The sequence below is a fragment of the Nocardia sp. NPDC056100 genome, assembly GCF_042266325.1.
Taxonomy (GTDB): domain Bacteria; phylum Actinomycetota; class Actinomycetes; order Mycobacteriales; family Mycobacteriaceae; genus Nocardia.
The window spans coordinates 1222766-1235030 of the sequence record NZ_JBHJVY010000002.1 but is presented as its reverse complement, the minus strand read 5'-3'; the positions used below and the strand labels follow the sequence as shown (position 1 = coordinate 1235030).

Below are 12265 nucleotides of genomic sequence, written 5' to 3'. Positions count from 1 at the left end.
TTTATGTTGGTGCAGTGCTATTAATGACGGGATGCCTGAGAATAGGGCAACAATTTCGATAAAACCCGTCGTGATAGTATCGATATGATGTGAATATCCAGATCAAAGGTGGAGATAGTCGGTGACTGCCGAAATTCGAGCAGCCCGCCGGTCCCGGAAGCCGCGTGATCGCAGCGCGCGGGTTCGTACGCTTCCTCAACTGCTGGCAACCGCGGTGGAATGCAATCCCGACGGCCCGGCACTGGTGTCCGGCTCGCGGACACTGACATACGCGGAGCTGGATCAGTGGTCTACGCGAGTCGCGCGGACGCTGATCGCCAGGGGCTTGGGCCCCGACGATCGAGTCGTGCTGGCCCTGCCGCGCTCGATCGAAGCGGTCGTCGCGGTGTGGTCTGTCGCGAAGACGGGCGCGGCCTTCGTGCCGATCGATCCGAACTATCCGCCGCCGCGGGTGGCGTATATGCTCGCCGATTCGAAAGCCGTTTACGGGCTGACGAATTCGGAAATACGCCCGCGACTCGGTGACGCACTCGAATGGATCGATCTCGACTCGCCTTCCTATACGGAAGAATTGTCGCGGACGTCAGGGGAGTCTTTCCTTTTCGCCGAGCGGATACGTCGAATCCACCTCGGCGATATCGCCTACCTGATCTACACTTCCGGCTCGACCGGGACTCCCAAGGGCGTATCCGTCACGCACGCGGGCTTGGCCGCGCTGTGTGCCGAGCAGGTTCGGCGCTTCGGCGTGCGGGACGAGTCCCGGACATTGCACTTCGCCTCCCCGAGTTTCGATGCCAGTGTCCTGGAATTGCTGCTCGCGGTCGGCGCGAGCGCGACGATGGTGATCGCACCCGCCGATTGCTACGGCGGAGCCGACCTGGTCGAGGTGCTGCGCACGGGCCGGGTGAGCCACGCGTTCATCACCCCGGCGGCACTGGCCGGTCTCGATCCGGCGAATCTGCCCGAATTGGGCACGGTGGTCGTGGGCGGGGAAGACTGTCCGCCGGAGTTGGTCGCCCGCTGGTCTCCGGGCCGGGATTTCTTCAATCTGTACGGCCCCACCGAAACCACCGTCGCGGTCACCATCAGCGAACCGTTGACCACCGGGGATACCGTCACCATCGGCGGCCCCATCGCGGGGATGACGGCTCTGGTGCTCGACGCGAAATTGTGCCCGACCCCCGACGGCGGCATCGGCGAGCTGTACGTGGCCGGACCCGGACTGGCTCGGGGCTATCATGATCGGCCCGGCCTGACCGCCGCACAATTCCTCGCTCACCCGAACGGCAGCGGCGAGCGCATCTACCGCACAGGCGATGTCGTACGGCGGATCGCGGGCACTCCCGCATTGCTCTTCCTGGGCCGCAGCGATGCACAGCTCGCGATCCGCGGATTCCGGGTGGAGTCGGGAGAAGTCGATGCGGTACTGGCCGCGGACGAATCCGTCTCCTTCGCAACGACTTCGGTGCACCGGGCTCCGAGCGGTGACGATGCCCTGGTCTCGTACGTGGTGCCCGCGCCAGGAATGGTGATCGACACCGCCGAGTTGATCGCTCGCGCCCGCCGCAGTCTTCCCCGCCACGCCGTCCCCGCCGCGATCATGGTCATCGACGCGATTCCATTGACGCCCAGCGGCAAACTGGATCGCGCGGCCCTGCCAGACCCGCTCATCGCCGCGCGGTCCTATCGCGAGCCGCGCCCGGGCACCGAGCAGATCATTGCCGAGATCTTCGCCGACCTCTTGGGCGCGGTTCGGGTAGGCGCCGATGACGACTTCTTCGAGCTGGGCGGAAATTCGCTGCTGGCAACACGATTGGTGGCCCGGCTGCGCACGGCCGCACCTGTCCGGGTGGCGGTACCGCTGGTATTCGACCATCCCACCGTGGCGACGCTGGCGGCCGCAGTCGACGGTCTGGCCGGGACCGCGCCGCAGCTGCCGCTGACCGCGCACGAGCGGGATGAGCGAACGCCGCTGTCCATCCCGCAGCAGCGCATGTGGTTCCTGGCGCGCCTGGACCCGGATTCGCCCGCACACAATATTCCGGTGGCCCTGCGCTTGACCGGTGAATTGAGTACGGCCGCAATGGAATCGGCGATGCGCGATGTGCTCGAGCGGCATGAGGTGCTGCGTACGGTGTATCCCGAACACGACGGTGCCGGATATCAGCACATCGTGCCCGCATCGCAGGTCCCGATGGACCTCACACCGGTCGAGGTGGCGAGTGCGGGCGTGGCGGCGGAGCTGACGGCGTTGGCGGGCAAGGGATTCGATGTTGTCCGGGAAGTACCGTTGCGCGCTCGCCTGTACCGCGTCGCCGAGGGCGAGTTCGTGCTGGCGGTGGTCATCCACCACATCGCGGCCGACGGCTTCTCGCTGGCCCCGCTGACTCGTGATCTGATGACCGCCTACGGCGCTCGCCTGCACGGCGGTGCGCCGACCTGGACGCCGCTGCCGGTCCAGTACGCCGACTTCGCGCTCTGGCAGCGGGAATCACTCGGTGCGGCAACCGATCCGGAGTCGCCGCTGGCGACGCAGCTCGGATATTGGCGCGACGCACTGGCCGCTGCACCGCCGTTGCTCGACCTGCCCTCGGATCGCCCGCGCCCACTGGTCGCGAGCAATCGCGGCGCGGCCCATCGCTTCGAGCTGGACGCGCATCTGCACCGCGCTCTCGAGCAGCTCGCGCGTGATCACGGCGCATCGCTGTTCATGGTGGTGCACGCGGCACTGGCGGTGCTGCTGACCCGCCTGTCCCGCACCAACGACGTCGTGATCGGTGCACCGGTGGCCGGACGCGGTGATCAGCGCCTCGACGATCTGGTCGGCATGTTCGTCAACACCCTCGTATTGCGCACTCGCACAGCCGGTTCCGACACCTTCGCGCAGCTGCTCGCCCGTGTGCGCGAGACCGACCTGGGTGCGTTCGCACACGCGGACCTACCGTTCGAGCAGTTGGTGGCCGAGCTCGATCCGCCTCGATCGCAGGCGCACCATCCGCTGTACCAGGTGGCGCTGTCGTTCCAGAACTTCGAAGGCGGAACGCTGCGGTTGCCCGGGCTGACCATCGAATCGGTCGACCTCGGCGATAACGCCACTCTGCTCGATCTGTACCTGTCGGTTGTCCCGCAACGGGATTCCGGTGGTCCGGCCGGGTTGCACTGCTCGTGGCGCTACGCGACCGATCTGTTCGACGAAACGACGATCGCCGCGCTCGGGCGACGACTGACCGCCCTGCTCGCGGCCGCGGCCGCCGCACCACACCGGCCTGTCGGGGATCTACCCCTCCTGCTCAAGGACTCCGAGCGGCGCGCAGTGCGGCAATCGGCAGCGGGACTTGATGTTCCGATGCCGCCGCGACTGCTGCTGGACGGTTTCACCACACAGGCGCACCGGGAACCGCACGCGACAGCCGTGACCTGCGACGATCGATCGCTGTCCTACGGCGAACTGTCCCGGCGAGTGAATCGACTGGCGCGCATGCTGATCCGCGCCGGAGTGGGACCCGGCGAGACCGTCGCGCTGGCGGTACGACCGGCACTGGAACGGGTGCTGGGTATGTACGCAATCGTGCAGGCCGGTGCCGCGTACGTGCCGATCGACCCCGATCAGCCCGCCGCCCGCGTGCTCGACCTGCTCGAAACCGCTGACCCGATGTGCGTGCTTACCACCGCCGACCATCCGGTCGACGTCGGTGACCGGCCGGTGTTCTACGCGGACGAGTTGGTGAACTCCGGTGCGCTGGAAGACGTTTCGGATGCTCCGGTGGTCGATGCCGAGCGACTGCGCCCCCTGCGCGAGGATGACCTGGCCTACATCATCTTCACCTCCGGGTCGACCGGACGCCCCAAAGGGGTGGGTGTCACGCATCGGGCCATCGGCAACCAGGCCGCGTTCATGGCCGCGGAGTATCAGCTGAACGCCACCGACGCGTTCCTGCAGGTGGTGCCCTCGACCTTCGATGCCTCGCTCATCGGCTATTTCGCACCGCTCGGTGTCGGTGCGCACCTGGTGATCGCCTCCACCGAAGGCCGTCGCGATCCCGTCTACCTCGCGGAAACCATTGTGCGGCACGGGGTGACGACGATCACCACCGTACCGGCGATGCTCCAGGCATTGCTCGAGTCGGTCCCGGCCCGGACCCTGTCGACACTGCGCGCGGTGTGGGTGGGTGGCGAGCCGCTGCCGGAGGCGACCATCACCCGGTTCACCGCCGCGACTACGGCCCGGTTGCACAATCTGTACGGGCCGACCGAGGCCACGGTGTCGATCACCGCCGCCGACGTGACCGATATCCGCGACGGTGGGGTGCCGATCGGGCGTCCGCACTGGAATTGCTCGACCTTGGTGCTCGACGAACGATTGCACGAGGTCCCGCCGGGCACACCCGGTGAGCTGTATCTGGCGGGTGCGCAGCTGGCCCGGGGGTATGTCGGTGAGAACGCTCGCACCGCAGAGCGTTTCGTCGCCCATCCGTACGGTCCCGCGGGCACGCGAATGTACCGTACCGGCGATCTGGTCACCCGGACCGCGGATGGCGAGCTGAAATATCTGGGGCGCACCGACTTCCAGGTGAAGCTGCGTGGGCAGCGCATCGAGCCGGGCGAGGTCGAGGCCGTGCTGTGCGCGCATCCGGCGGTGACCGGTGCGGTGGTGATCGTGCGCGCCGAGCAGCTGGTCGGGTACCTGCGTACCGCGTCCGGGGCGACGCCGGATCTCCCGGCGATCCTCGCGACGGCGCGGAAGCGGTTGCCGGGCTACATGATTCCCTCGCATCTGACCGTGCTCGATGAATTCCCGCTGGGGCCGACCGGGAAGGTGGATCGCGCGGCCCTGCCCGATCCGCAGCTGCCGGTCCGCGAATATCGCGCCCCGCGAACAGCCGACGAACAGCTCGTCGCCGAGGTGTTCGCCACGGTGCTGGGCATCGACAAGGTCGGGCGGGACGACGACTTCTTCACCCTCGGCGGGACGTCGCTCTCGGCGATCCGATGCCGCGCGACACTGGCCGAGCGGCTCGACGCCCCCGTCGCGCTGCGCGACCTGTTCACCTACCCACGGGTCGGCGAGCTGGCCGCGGCGTTGCGGGGTGAGACACCCTCGGCCGCAATGGAACCGGATCTACGGGCAGACGCTGTGCTGGACGCGGCGATCACCACCGTCGGCAGCGCGCCCCCGCGCCCGGGTGATCCCGAGGCGATCCTGCTGACCGGCGCGACCGGATTCCTGGGCGCTTTTCTACTGCGCGAACTGCTCGACCGGACCAGAGCCACCATCTACTGCCTGGTCCGCGCCGCTGACTCCGACACCGCCCATGCCCGCATCGTTGCGAGTGCCCGGCGCTATCGGATCGATGTAGCCGCGCACGGCGCTCGAATCGTTGCCGTGCCAGGCGATCTCGCCCAACCGCGCCTCGGATTGGATCCCGAGCGCTTCGACGACCTGTCCCGGCGGCTGGACGTGATCTACCACAACGGTGCCCAGGTCAATCATCTCGAACCGTATGCCCGAATGCGATCCGCGAATGTCACCGGCACCGCCGAGGTGCTCCGCTTGGCCGCATACGGCAGGGTTAAACCGATTCACTATGTGTCCACGAGCTCCATCCCCGCTGGTCCGCCGCCGCATTCCGGTCCGACACCGGGTGTGCCCGGCTATGTGCTGACCAAGTGGATCGCCGAAGAACTGGTCCGCGCCGGTGCGCGGCGCGGCATTCCCACCACCATCTACCGGCCCGGGCTGATCACCGGAGATTCCCGTACCGGTGCGACTGCGACCGACGACGCCTGGTGGACGATGCTGCGCGCCATGCTGCTTGTCGGGCAGGCACCGGATCTGGGTGCCGGTGCGGTAGAGATGGTTCCGGTCGATCACGTGGCCGCCGCCATCGTGCGATCGGGGCGGCCACGCGCCGCGACGACTCCCCTCGAGCTGATCCCACGCCATGCCGTCTCGGTTCGGATGATCATGGATGAGGTGCGCCGGCGCGGCTATCGCATGCGGATCGTCGATCCGGCCCGCTTCGGCGCGGCCCTGACCGATCTCGCCGAACACCGCGCCGCCGAGGGCGATGACACCCTCTCTCGCGCAGCGGCTTTGAGCATCAACTACGCCGCAGCACCGCGCGCCCGCACCGACCGTCACCCGGGGCACACCGATATCCGTTGCCCCGCAGTCGATTCCCAGACCCTCGCGCGCTACTTCGACTTCCTCATCGACGTCGGCTTCTTCCCGCACCCCGCCGCCGAACCGCTCCTGCCGATGGCAGACCCCGCAACCCGCGAACAGGCCGCCAAGGAAGCCTGCTGACTAGGACGCGACCACCGTCCCCTGGTGGTAGAGGATCGTCCAGTCATTCGCGGTCCGCTTCCAGACGGTCAGGCGTCGGGTAAGCCGATCATCCTGTCGCAGGGTGTAGGTGAGTAGATAAGTGTCCGAGGCGATTTCGCGCAATTGGAAGTCGCTGGTCTCCCACGGATCCTCCTCGGGGCGACCCTGCTCGGTTGCCAGCCGCCGCTGTTCGAGGGTGGCCCACACGAATTCCCTACTGTATCGCTGTCCCGATGCGCCGGTCTCCCAAAAGTCCGGTGCCGTGGCCCGCTCGAAGTCTTCACGCGACGTGCCGAATTCGGGATGGTGGAAGATCGGCTCCCGGCATTCCAGCTCGGCGAGGACATCGAGCAGGTCGGCTGCGGTGTGGCGATCGGGTTCGGAGGCCGGGAGTTCCATGATGCGAGCCGAGTTCACTGCGTGTTTCGGCGGGCGCGACGGCGTCGTTGCAGGCCGGGGTGGATTCCGGCCGGAAGGTCCGCGTGTGCGGCGATGCGATGCAGGAGGGGGATGAGCAGGCTTCGCTCGCTCTCGTCGAGTGGCGCGAGGATTTCCGATTCCAGTGCGTCGGCCTCGGATTGGACCGCCTCGAGCATCTCGCGGGCGTGATCGGTGAGATGCACCGCGTGCGCGCGCCGGTCGTCCGGATGCGGGCGCCGGGTCACCAGTGCGCGTTCCTGCAGCTCGTCGACCAGTCCGACCATCGCATTGCGGTGCACCCGAAGCAGATCCGCGAGTTCTTGCTGACTGCGGCCATCCACGACTGCCAGGTGACCCAGGACCGCGAAGTGAGCGGGATCCAGATCCAATCGGGACAGCTGTTCGGTGAACCGATATGCCACGTGATGACCGATCTGCGACAGCAGAAACACCCCACGCGAGTCCAACGGCCGGTTCACCATGGCCTCACTTTAGCAATCCAACATGACTGCCATCGAACATGATTGACAACTAGGCGGATTGTCATTTACGGTGACAATCTAGCGATGCTAGATTCTATCGCCCGGCAGCGCCGAATGGCTTGTCGGACAACGGCTCACCGCCACAACGTCACTGGAGAACCACCATGTCGCGCACAACTATCAACACCGTCCTGGCCGCCGCCGTCGTTCTGTTCACCTTCTATCTCGCGATCTCGTTCGTGCTGACCCCCGAGGCGGCTGCCCAAGGCTTCGGGCTGCCCGAGATCCCCGCCGATGGCGGCGGATTCCTTATCGTGAAAGGCTGCCGCGAACTCGCGATGGGCCTGGGCACAGGCATCCTGCTGCTCACCGGCCAACGCCGCGCCCTGGGTTGGGTCTTGCTGATGACGGCCGCCGCCCCGATCGGCGACATGGTCAATGTCCTGGCTCACGACGGCTCCACGGCCACCGCGTTCGGCGTCCACGGTTTGACCGCAGCGCTGATCGCAGTCACCGGCCTGCTGATTCTGCGCGAAACCAGCAAGGCGCCCGAGGACCAGCCTCTCGCCGGCCGGGAACCCGCCGCGCAGCCCGCCTGACATCGGCAGACCTGAACGACCGCAACATATTTCACGATCGAGGACTCGATGAAACAGCTCTATTGGGCCGCCGTCGGCTACACCGTGCTGGGACTGCTGTCCGGCCTGTTCTACCGCGAACTCACCAAATCCCACGACTTCACCGGAAAGACCGAACTCGCCGTGGTCCACACCCACCTGCTGGCGTTGGGAACACTGTTCTTCCTGATCGTTCTGGTGCTCGAACACCAACTCGCCCTGTCCGATACCCGCGCCTACCGCTGGTTCTTCATCCTCTACAACGCGGGCGTCCTATGGATGGTGGCGTGCATGACCGTCATCGGCGCAAGGACGGTCCGCGGTGACAGCAAGTACGAATTGCTGTCGCACCTGGCCGGCGGCGCGCACATCTTGCTGACGATCGGATTCGTGCTGTTCTTCGTCACCGTCCACCAGGCGATCACCGCCCGCCAGCACGCCCGGAATTGACGGTGGGGATTGCTACAGTCCCGCCATGCGCACAGTCACGTCCAAGGTTCGTATCGAAGCACCCCGAGAGATCGTGTGGGCGGTGCTGACCGATCCCGAATATGTCAGGCAATGGCAGTACGGCAGCGTCCTGAGCACCGACTGGTCGATCGGTTCGCCGATCAGGTTCACCACCGAATGGGATGGAACCACGTTCGAGCAGTGGGGCACCGTGCTGCTGGTCGATTCCCCCGCGCGGCTGCGGTATTCGCTGTTCGCGCCCCGCCCGGAGCTCGAGGACAAGCCGGAGAACTACTTCACCATGGGGTACGCGCTCGAAGACGACGCGGGCGCAACGGAATTGACGATCACGCAGGAAGATCCCCGCGAGACCGACGGTGATGAGGGCGACGACGAGGGGGAGAGCCCCGTGCTCGCGGCCCTGAAGGCCCTGGCTGAAGCCGAGGCCGCAAACCAGCGGGCCTGATATCGCGCGTTTGCCATCGGCTGCCGGGCACGGGTTGTCGCTTCAGAAATGGGCTCGCAGAAACCGCAGTGCATCGGGCAAGGATGCAAGGAACGCTCCGCTGTGATCCTTGCCCGGATATTGGGTGACGCCGACCGTGATGCCGGGGTTGCTGCGCTGCAATTGCCGGCCGAATTCCTCTGTGTAGGTGGGGGGTACGTCGATATCGGCGGTGCCGTAGCCGATGGAGACATCGACCGGGAAGTCATCGGTTCGGAAGCCCGCCAGGGCGGCGATATCGGCTTCGAAGGTCGGTGTGGGGGAGTCCGGGTCGGTGACCAGCGCCGCCGGGCGTCGCCCCTGCGCCGCGGCGGTGAGATTAGCCAGGCACGTCGAATTCGCCTGCGCCACATAGTCGCGGCCGAAGTCGGACAGAAACGGCGTCACCCGATCCGGATACAACTGCTGCATCGCCGCCAGATAGTAGGCGGCGTAAGCGATTTGATTGGCGGAGCCGGTGGAAGAGCGCTGGAACATCGTGCGCAGGCTCGGTCCGGTATTCGCGCGCAGGCCGGTGACGACCGCGCCGCTCAACCCCGCAGACGGTCCTGCGGGATCGTAGAGCGAGACCGCGCTCAGCGCGGCATGCGAGCCCTCGGATTGTCCGATGACGACCCAATTGTGTGACAGCGGAACCGGAGTCGTGCGGATCGCGGATACCGCGTCCAGGATGGAACGGCCTTCGACGATGGTGTTGTAGTAGCTGAACCCGCCGCCGGTCCCCAGCCCCTGGTAGTCCGGAGCCAGCACGGCATAGCCATTGTTCAGGATCTCGTTGAAATAGGTGCGGTTGCGCTCTGATTGGGGTTGGCGCGAGGGCGCGCAGGCATCGGCGATCCCTACCGTGCCGTGCGCCCAGACCACCAGCGGCCAGCCGCCAGCCGGGGGCAGCCCGGGCGGTACGTACAGTCCCGCTGAGGCGGGCGCGATCTGCGCGTACTGATTCGTTGTCGTATATCGAAGCTCGATCGCGGCGGCGGCCGCCGGGAATGACCAAGCCGGATCGAGCACACCGAGACCGGATACCTGACCGAAGCCCGCGTTCTCGGCGGTGGCCGCAGGGCTCGCCAGGGCGGCCGAGAGCGAGAGAAAGGAAACGGCGACGACGCAGGCCGCCTTGCGCAACGACAGTGCGAACATGGTCGACAACCGTAGTTCCCGAATCGGCCGGATGAGTGCCACCGGTGGGAAATCCGGCGCGGCGAGTGGCATCCGAGGCAGCTGATACCTTGCGTGCAGGCTTGTTTGGACTGATGTCTGGATCGATGTCGAAGGAGACTGCCACATGGGCTCAGCCGCACAGTGGTTCACCGGTGCGAACCGGTGGCGACTCTGGATAGCCGGACTGGTCGTCGTGGTGGCCGCGGGTGTGCTGGTGATCGCCTGGCCGGATTCGTCGACGAAAAAGTCAGCGCCGCCAGCTCCGGTGGCGGGCGGCAGGTTTCGTGTGACCACCGTGCTCGACTCCACTCCCGCCGCTGCGTGGACCGTGCGCGCCGCTGATCTGTCGAGCGAGCCCGGTGCGGTTCTGCTGTCGGTGCCGCACAGTCTCGACCGCTACTACGGATTCAGCAGTCCCATGGACGCCGGTACGACGATTGTGGCGGCTACCGCGGTGCCCGCGAGCGTGAGCGATGGGACCGGGGTGCCCGTCGGTCCGGTCCGACTGCACGGCCTCGACTCCGACACCGGAAAACCGCGCTGGACAACCGATGTCGGGGAACTCACCAGCTGCGGTGAACGGGTATTCGCGGGGATGCTCACCTGTAAGGGTGCCCATCGGATATTGATCATCGACAGTGCGACGGGCTCGGTGGTCACCGACCGGACCACCGATTTCGAGGTCGTGGACGTGCAGGTCCGCGACGGGGTCGTGTCGGTGGCCGGGCGTACCGCGGACGGACAGAGCGCGGTCATCACCCGCGGCACCGTCGCCGATATCGCCGCGACCTGGAGCAAAACCTATCCCACAGCGGTGCCCGGTGAACCCGTCCAGCCTCGGCTCGATCCGCCGGACTACTTTCGGCTCGGACGCGACAGCCATGTCCAGGTGTACGACTTGCGCTCTGGTGAACCGCTTTTCACCGGTCCGGTCGGCAATATCTTCGACGGCGGCATCATCGCCTCGCAGGTGATCGATCGCAGCGGCACCGCCGGAACGGTCGCGCTCCTGGGACGAGACGGGCACCTGATCACCGATGTCGCCAACGCCACCTTCATGCTCGAGTGGTATCCCGCAGCCTCGGCGGCACCGCTTCCGATCATGACCGGGGAGAGCGCCTACGATCGCACGACCGGCGCAATCCTGTGGACCAACCCGGAGATTCGCATCAGTGATGTCGCCGGGGGCAAGAGCGCGGTTCAGGGCGTGGTACGCGATACCGTCATCATCCGATCACAGGATGGGACAACGCTTTCCGGGCTCGACCTCACGGACGGGCATCGAATCTGGCAGCGGCCCTCACCATTCGAGCACGCCTCGCAATTCACCCTGTACGACGGCGTCACCGACGCAACGCATCTCATCCTCACCGACGGTGTCACCGTGCAGGCGATCGATGCCGCCGACGGGTCACCCGTCTGGTCAATGTCGTTGCCGCCCAACGGCGATCCCCGCACGCGCGCACAGGTGCGGGCACTCGCGGGTCGCATGGTGATCACGACCGCCCAGGACTTCACCGGATATGGCGTGTGAGCATGTCACTTGATCTGATCGTCGTTTCGAGCAGTCTCGAACCAGTTGATGCCGCTGCTGTGTCGGCCCTCGAACAGCGTCTGGGCATACCGATGCCACCCGGATACGCCGACTTCGTGGCGACCTACGGCCAGGGCAGTGTCTGCAACGCTTTCGATGTCTGGGGGCCGACGCGCTTTCTGGACAGTCTCGACGGCATGCGAGAGATGTGGGCGGAGTACTGGTTCTGGAAGCACCCGGAGCTGGGGCAGGCTGATTTCGCGGACGCCGTACCGGTGGGCGGTTCATCCGATGGCGACCAACTGGCGCTGGTGCTGGGGCGGGGTCTGGTGATGCTGCCGCGTCATTCGGACGAGGCGATCGATGTGGGCACCTCGTATACCGACGCCGTGCGCTGGTTCTGCACCTCGGGACGCCTCGTGGTGGCCAGTGAGGTGCTGTGGTTCGCATCCTGGGCACGGCAGAGCTGCTACGAGAACTGGGCGGGCGGTGAGCTGAATCCGGTGCGGGACGCGATTTCCGCGTTGGGGGTGCATGTCGCGATCGAGGCGTCCGGTGCGGACGCGAGTACGTTCCTGATCCCGGCCATGGGTGGTCACGTGTCCGTCCTGCGGCCCTCCGGCGACGCGGATCTGTATGTGCATGTGCGATTCGAGCCGGAATTCGCGGCGCTCCACGCGCGGATCGAAGCGGCGCTGATCGGAACCGGAGCGCGTCGAATGGCGCGCTGGGGAGCAGAACCCGTCACCTAGCGTTCCTTCCCCCGGC

9 protein-coding genes are annotated in these 12265 nt (G+C 66.4%); 6 read left to right on the top strand and 3 right to left on the bottom strand.

The annotated features are described in order from the left end of the window. Positions 1-121: 121 nt before the first annotated feature. Entirely contained in the window at positions 122-6307 is a 6186-nt protein-coding gene (locus ACFC0O_RS17780) for an amino acid adenylation domain-containing protein (protein ID WP_375959019.1), read from the top strand. On the opposite strand, the gene ACFC0O_RS17775 is transcribed toward ACFC0O_RS17780, so the two are convergent. After that, positions 6308-6727 carry a DUF4440 domain-containing protein gene (locus ACFC0O_RS17775; protein WP_375959017.1) on the bottom strand — a complete coding sequence of 140 codons (420 nt, stop codon included), beginning with the start codon at positions 6725-6727 and terminating at the stop codon, positions 6308-6310. A 14-nt stretch (positions 6728-6741) separates the two neighbouring features. Beyond that, positions 6742-7230: a MarR family winged helix-turn-helix transcriptional regulator gene (locus ACFC0O_RS17770; RefSeq protein WP_375959015.1), complete on the bottom strand. Its 489-nt coding sequence runs from the start codon at positions 7228-7230 to the stop codon at positions 6742-6744. Positions 7231-7394: 164 nt separating this feature from the next. Between ACFC0O_RS17770 and ACFC0O_RS17765 the strand changes: the two genes are divergently transcribed. Genes ACFC0O_RS17765 through ACFC0O_RS17755 form a run of 3 tightly spaced genes read left to right on the top strand, consistent with a single transcriptional unit; the run spans position 7395 to position 8763 of the window. Next, positions 7395-7829, top strand: a complete 435-nt coding sequence (locus ACFC0O_RS17765; protein ID WP_375959013.1) for a DUF4267 domain-containing protein — start codon at positions 7395-7397, stop codon at positions 7827-7829. Positions 7830-7877: 48 nt separating this feature from the next. After that, positions 7878-8297 (top strand): DUF2871 domain-containing protein, encoded by a 420-nt coding sequence (locus tag ACFC0O_RS17760; protein WP_375959011.1) that lies wholly within the window; start codon positions 7878-7880, stop codon positions 8295-8297. Between the two features lie 25 nt (positions 8298-8322). Then, positions 8323-8763, top strand: coding sequence for an SRPBCC domain-containing protein (locus ACFC0O_RS17755; RefSeq protein ID WP_375959009.1), 441 nt, complete (start codon positions 8323-8325; stop codon positions 8761-8763). 42 nt (positions 8764-8805) lie between these two features. Here ACFC0O_RS17755 and ACFC0O_RS17750 read toward each other — a convergent pair whose 3' ends face one another. Then, entirely contained in the window at positions 8806-9942 is a 1137-nt protein-coding gene (locus ACFC0O_RS17750; RefSeq protein WP_375959007.1) for a lipase family protein, read from the bottom strand. Positions 9943-10087: 145 nt separating this feature from the next. Here ACFC0O_RS17750 and ACFC0O_RS17745 point away from each other — a divergent pair, with 145 nt between their 5' ends. Both ACFC0O_RS17745 and ACFC0O_RS17740 read left to right on the top strand, forming a co-directional pair. Next, a complete protein-coding gene (locus tag ACFC0O_RS17745) occupies positions 10088-11497 on the top strand; it encodes a PQQ-binding-like beta-propeller repeat protein (protein WP_375959005.1) in 1410 nt (469 codons plus the stop codon). Then, positions 11494-12249, top strand: a complete 756-nt coding sequence (locus tag ACFC0O_RS17740; RefSeq protein WP_375959003.1) for an SMI1/KNR4 family protein — start codon at positions 11494-11496, stop codon at positions 12247-12249. Before ACFC0O_RS17745 ends, ACFC0O_RS17740 begins: the two co-directional genes overlap by 4 nt. The last annotated feature ends 16 nt before the right edge of the window (positions 12250-12265 follow it).

What these genes read in the sequence shown, in the direction of transcription:
- ACFC0O_RS17750 (WP_375959007.1), bottom strand. Translation starts at nt 9,942, where the DNA reads ATGTTCGCACTGTCGTTGCGCAAGGCGGCCTGCGTCGTCGCCGTTTCC.
- ACFC0O_RS17755 (WP_375959009.1), top strand. Translation starts at nt 8,323, where the DNA reads ATGCGCACAGTCACGTCCAAGGTTCGTATCGAAGCACCCCGAGAGATC.
- ACFC0O_RS17745 (WP_375959005.1), top strand. Translation starts at nt 10,088, where the DNA reads ATGGGCTCAGCCGCACAGTGGTTCACCGGTGCGAACCGGTGGCGACTC.
- ACFC0O_RS17775 (WP_375959017.1), bottom strand. Translation starts at nt 6,727, where the DNA reads ATGGAACTCCCGGCCTCCGAACCCGATCGCCACACCGCAGCCGACCTG.
- ACFC0O_RS17770 (WP_375959015.1), bottom strand. Translation starts at nt 7,230, where the DNA reads ATGGTGAACCGGCCGTTGGACTCGCGTGGGGTGTTTCTGCTGTCGCAG.
- ACFC0O_RS17760 (WP_375959011.1), top strand. Translation starts at nt 7,878, where the DNA reads ATGAAACAGCTCTATTGGGCCGCCGTCGGCTACACCGTGCTGGGACTG.
- ACFC0O_RS17765 (WP_375959013.1), top strand. Translation starts at nt 7,395, where the DNA reads ATGTCGCGCACAACTATCAACACCGTCCTGGCCGCCGCCGTCGTTCTG.